The organism is Pseudoalteromonas sp. SR45-5 (genome assembly GCF_014163565.1).
Classification (GTDB): Bacteria; Pseudomonadota; Gammaproteobacteria; order Enterobacterales; family Alteromonadaceae; genus Pseudoalteromonas; species Pseudoalteromonas distincta.
Window position 1 is genome coordinate 1 of the sequence record NZ_JACJDN010000363.1, and the last position, 4,070, is coordinate 4,070.

The 4,070-nt window shown below is 41.2% G+C and carries 5 protein-coding genes; 4 read left to right on the top strand and 1 reads right to left on the bottom strand.

The genetic code is table 11. The features are described 5' to 3' along the window. Both H5072_RS13315 and H5072_RS13320 read left to right on the top strand, forming a co-directional pair. On the top strand, positions 1-592 hold a 592-nt coding region (locus H5072_RS13315; protein ID WP_404936329.1), incomplete at its 5' end, for a WD40 repeat domain-containing protein. Beyond that, complete coding sequence (locus H5072_RS13320) at positions 579-794, top strand: SlyX family protein (protein WP_182693790.1); 216 nt, start codon at positions 579-581, stop codon at positions 792-794. The genes H5072_RS13315 and H5072_RS13320, both read left to right, overlap by 14 nt. A gap of 32 nt (positions 795-826) precedes the next feature. Here the strand turns inward: H5072_RS13320 and H5072_RS13325 are convergent, their stop codons facing one another. After that, entirely contained in the window at positions 827-1,030 is a 204-nt protein-coding gene (locus tag H5072_RS13325) for a YheV family putative zinc ribbon protein (protein ID WP_007378899.1), read from the bottom strand. A 132-nt stretch (positions 1,031-1,162) separates the two neighbouring features. Here H5072_RS13325 and H5072_RS13330 point away from each other — a divergent pair, with 132 nt between their 5' ends. Then, positions 1,163-3,085 (top strand): ATP-binding cassette domain-containing protein, encoded by a 1,923-nt coding sequence (locus tag H5072_RS13330; protein WP_182693791.1) that lies wholly within the window; start codon positions 1,163-1,165, stop codon positions 3,083-3,085. Then, entirely contained in the window at positions 3,069-3,491 is a 423-nt protein-coding gene (locus H5072_RS13335; protein WP_024600006.1) for a TIGR02444 family protein, read from the top strand. Before H5072_RS13330 ends, H5072_RS13335 begins: the two co-directional genes overlap by 17 nt. Positions 3,492-4,070: the final 579 nt, after the last annotated feature.

The following is a 4,070-nucleotide window of genomic DNA, read 5'->3' on the forward strand; positions in this document are numbered from 1 at the left end:
ATACGGCCGTAGCGACGGCGTTGTCGTATTTGTAAACCTAGAAACTGGGCGTCGTATTGAGTTTTTAGGTCATCAAGATAAAGTTAACACCGTTGACCTGTCACCTAACGGACGCTTTGCCTTAAGTGGTTCTAACGATTATGTTGCTTACTTTTGGGATACACGTACAGGACAAGTAATTCATCGTTTTAATCACCCAACGCGTGTTACCCAAGTAACGCTCGATCCACAAGGTCGCTATGCGTTTACGGCCGATAGTATGGCACAAGCAAATGTATGGAAGCTGACTACAGGTGATCTTGTGAGTAAACTGAAGTATATTGCGCGTCAGAAAATTTTTACTGCTGTGCGTTTTAACGAACAAGGCACTTTGCTTGCAACCGGCTCGCCAAATAAGCGCGTAGATTTGTGGCAAATACCAAGCGGTGAAAAAATTCAAACTTGGCAGGTTACCCCGCGCGAAGGCAGTAAGCCTAAATCGGCGGTGGTGCTAGATGTGACATTTACAGATAACGGTAAGTCGTTGTTAACCGAAAGCTCCAGCGGGATCGCAGAGCGATTTATTATACGAGAGAATAATGAACACAATTGAACATCGCTTAATGGAACTTGAAGCCAAAGTGGCTTTTCAAGACGAAACGATTGAAGTCTTAAATCATGAAATAAAAGTGCACCAACAGCTGTTAGCAAAAATGAAACGCCAAACCGAGCTGCTAGCAGAGAAAATTAAAGAGTCGCAGTCATCATCGTCTATGATGTCTGAAGTACCTGAGCCACCTCCACCGCATTACTAAAACCGGTAAAAATTAGGCAATAAAAAACCGGGTTAGTCGCCCGGTTTAAACACACCAATTACTTGTTCAAATTGGCGAGTAGACGCCTGAACAGCGTTATCGGGTTGCGCCATTTTATGACCACACTCAACACACTCTACTTTTTCAACATCATGTTCTCTGTATAGCATCATAGTATCCATGGCTTTGCAGTCAGGGCACGATGCACCAGCAATAAATCGCTTCTTTTGTCTCACAACATTTTTCCTGTGGTTTGAACTGCTGTCATTTTATCGTATAACTTCACTTGTTGATACGCTTGATAAGAGCATTAAGTTCTATGTTATGATAGCGCCAACTTAACAAGGGCACAGCAAAGTAACGCATTCATGATCCAAATCTCAGAAATAGAACTACTTCGTGGCGGTAAAGCCTTATTAAAAAACGCATCAGCTACGTTATTCCCAGAACACAAAGTAGGCCTTGTTGGCGCTAATGGCTGTGGAAAATCAACGTTATTTGGTTTACTAAAATCAGAACTACAACTAGATGCCGGTAACTGCAGCATTCCAAAAGATTGGTCTATCGCCTCTGTTAAGCAAGAGACACCTGCCCTTGAAATAAGCGCGATTGATTATGTACTTCAAGGCCACCCAGAATACTACGCAATGCGTATAGCACTGCGTGAGGCCGAGAAAAACAACGATGGCGACACACAAGCTAAAGTACATATTCAGCTTGAAAACATTAAAGGCTATAGCATTGAATCAACCGCAGGTGAGCTATTACACGGCCTAGGCTTTGCCAATAACCTTATAGAAAATCCAGTAAGCTCGTTCTCTGGTGGTTGGCGTATGCGTTTAAACCTTGCCCAAGCATTAATACGCGACGCCGATTTACTATTACTCGATGAGCCAACAAACCACCTTGATTTAGATGCCGTTTATTGGCTTGAACGCTTTTTGCGTGCTTATACCGGCACCCTTGTACTTATATCGCATGACCGTGAGTTTTTAGATGCGGTGGTTGATCAAATTTGGCATGTAGATAAGCAACTTATTAACGTGTACAAAGGTAACTACTCGCAGTTTGAGCGCCAAAAAGCTGAGCGCTTACTACAACAACAAGCAATGTTTGATAAGCAACAAGATCAAATTGCTCACCTTGAGCAGTTTATAACGCGCTTTAAAGCAAAAGCCAGTAAAGCTAAACAAGCACAAAGCCGTGTGAAAGCGCTTGAACGCATGGAAAAACTAGCGCCGGCACATGCCGACTCGCCATTTAACTTTGAGTTTGCAGAGCCAAAAGCATTACCAAACCCACTAATGACAATAGATAAAGCCAAAGCCGGTTATGGTGACGTCACTATTTTAAATAATATAGAGCTAAACCTTGTACCAGGCAGCCGAATTGCTTTACTTGGTCGAAATGGCGCAGGTAAATCAACGTTAATTAAACTGCTTTCTGGTGATTTAGAGCCGCAAGCGGGCGAAGTTGTTCAGCATCACGGATTAAATATTGGTTACTTTGCGCAGCATCAACTTGAATCTCTTGATTTAAAAGCCAGTGCAATAATGCACTTACAACGCCTCGACCCAAAAGCCACTGAGCAATCACTACGTGACTTTTTAGGTGGTTTTGCCTTTATTGGCGATAAAGCCCTTGAGCCTGTAGCCCCATTTTCAGGCGGCGAAAAAGCACGTTTAGTACTTGCTATGTTGGTATATCAAAAACCAAACTTATTACTACTCGATGAGCCAACTAACCACCTTGATTTAGAAATGCGCCATGCACTGGTTATGGCACTACAAGGCTTTGAAGGCGCTATGGTTACCGTATCGCATGATCGCCATATGCTTAAAAACACCGCCGACGAGTTTTACTTAGTAGATGGCGGCAAAGTAACCCAGTTTGGTTACGACTTAGATGCGTATTATCAGTGGTTACTCAATGCCAATAAAGAAGCGGTTAAAGCGCAGCAAAACGACGAGCCTAAAGCAAACCCAGGTGTTAACCGTAAAGAGCAAAAGCGCTTAGAAGCTGAATTTAGAAAAGCCACTCAGCCACTTAAAAAGCAAATTGAAAAGCTTGAAAAGCAACTCGATAAATTCACCGCGGAATTAAGTGAAGTGGAAGTGACCTTAGGTGATAACGAACTCTACAACGACGACAACAAAGCCAAGCTTAAAGAGTTATTAGCTAAGCAAGCAACGCTTACACCTAAACTTAACGACATTGAAGAAGAGCTACTTAAGGCACTTGAAGAAATGGAAGAAAAAGAGCAGGCATTCGCCGATGAACTTGCTCAATAGCGACCATTTTTGGCAATTTGCGTGCACCTTGTACGCAAAGCCTGAGCAACAAAAAACCTTGCTGGCACTACAAAACCAGCAAGGAAAAAATGTTAATTTATGCTTATTACTGCTTTATTTAGATTCATTAAATTTAAGTGTTAATGCCCAACAGTTAAATGAGTTAATAAATGTAACTAGTGAGTTTGATACTCACGCACTACAGCCTCTGCGCGCCGCACGCAGCTATTTAAAAGCTAATCAGAATACGTTAAGTGATTACGCCACAATACGCGAAGAGTTGCTAAGCGCTGAGCTGAAGCTTGAAAAACAACAGCAACATATGTTGATTGAAGCAGTAAATGAGTTTGAATTAGTCAAACATACAGAGCCAAACAATATTGAGCTATATGTGAAAGCCACTTAGGCTGCTACTTTTTGTGCCCTCTTCCACTGCTCATTCTCTTTTCTTTGTGCAAAAAACCTTTAAGTGATTTATTCACAAAGAGGTTAAGAGGCGCTTCGCTTTTAGAGGAAAACAAACTAAATTATTCAGGTAAAAATATAAATATTGAGCAGTTATTTGGCTCAAGTAGTTTATAGCTCTACCCTCATTTACTTCTCATTCTTTTCTCTTTGTGCAAAAAATCTTTAAGTGGTTTACTCAAAAAAGTTTAAAGCGCTACGCTTTTAGGTAAAGTGAAAAACTCTCTTAGCTCTCAGTGGTAATAACTTAGTAGCCCTTAAAACATGATCTAAATCAACTTAGCGTCACTCCTACAGCTGCTTAGAAAAATAACTTGATCTCGATCACGTTGCGACCTGCAAACACCGCCTATGATTAACCCATCAACAACGAGGGGAGCAACTCATGAACGTATTCTTTAGAGACTTTTTTACAGATCCAGTTTTATTTATGTCTTTTGGGTTTTTAACCATCGTTGTTTCTTTGTGTATCTTTTTTGCTTTTTTCTTTTTGAAAAAAATACATGACGCAGAAATTCCC

Excerpts from the sequence above, each read along its gene's own strand:
- H5072_RS13320 (WP_182693790.1), top strand. The coding sequence starts at position 579 with ATGAACACAATTGAACATCGCTTAATGGAACTTGAAGCCAAAGTGGCT.
- H5072_RS13330 (WP_182693791.1), top strand. The coding sequence starts at position 1,163 with ATGATCCAAATCTCAGAAATAGAACTACTTCGTGGCGGTAAAGCCTTA.
- H5072_RS13335 (WP_024600006.1), top strand. The coding sequence starts at position 3,069 with ATGAACTTGCTCAATAGCGACCATTTTTGGCAATTTGCGTGCACCTTG.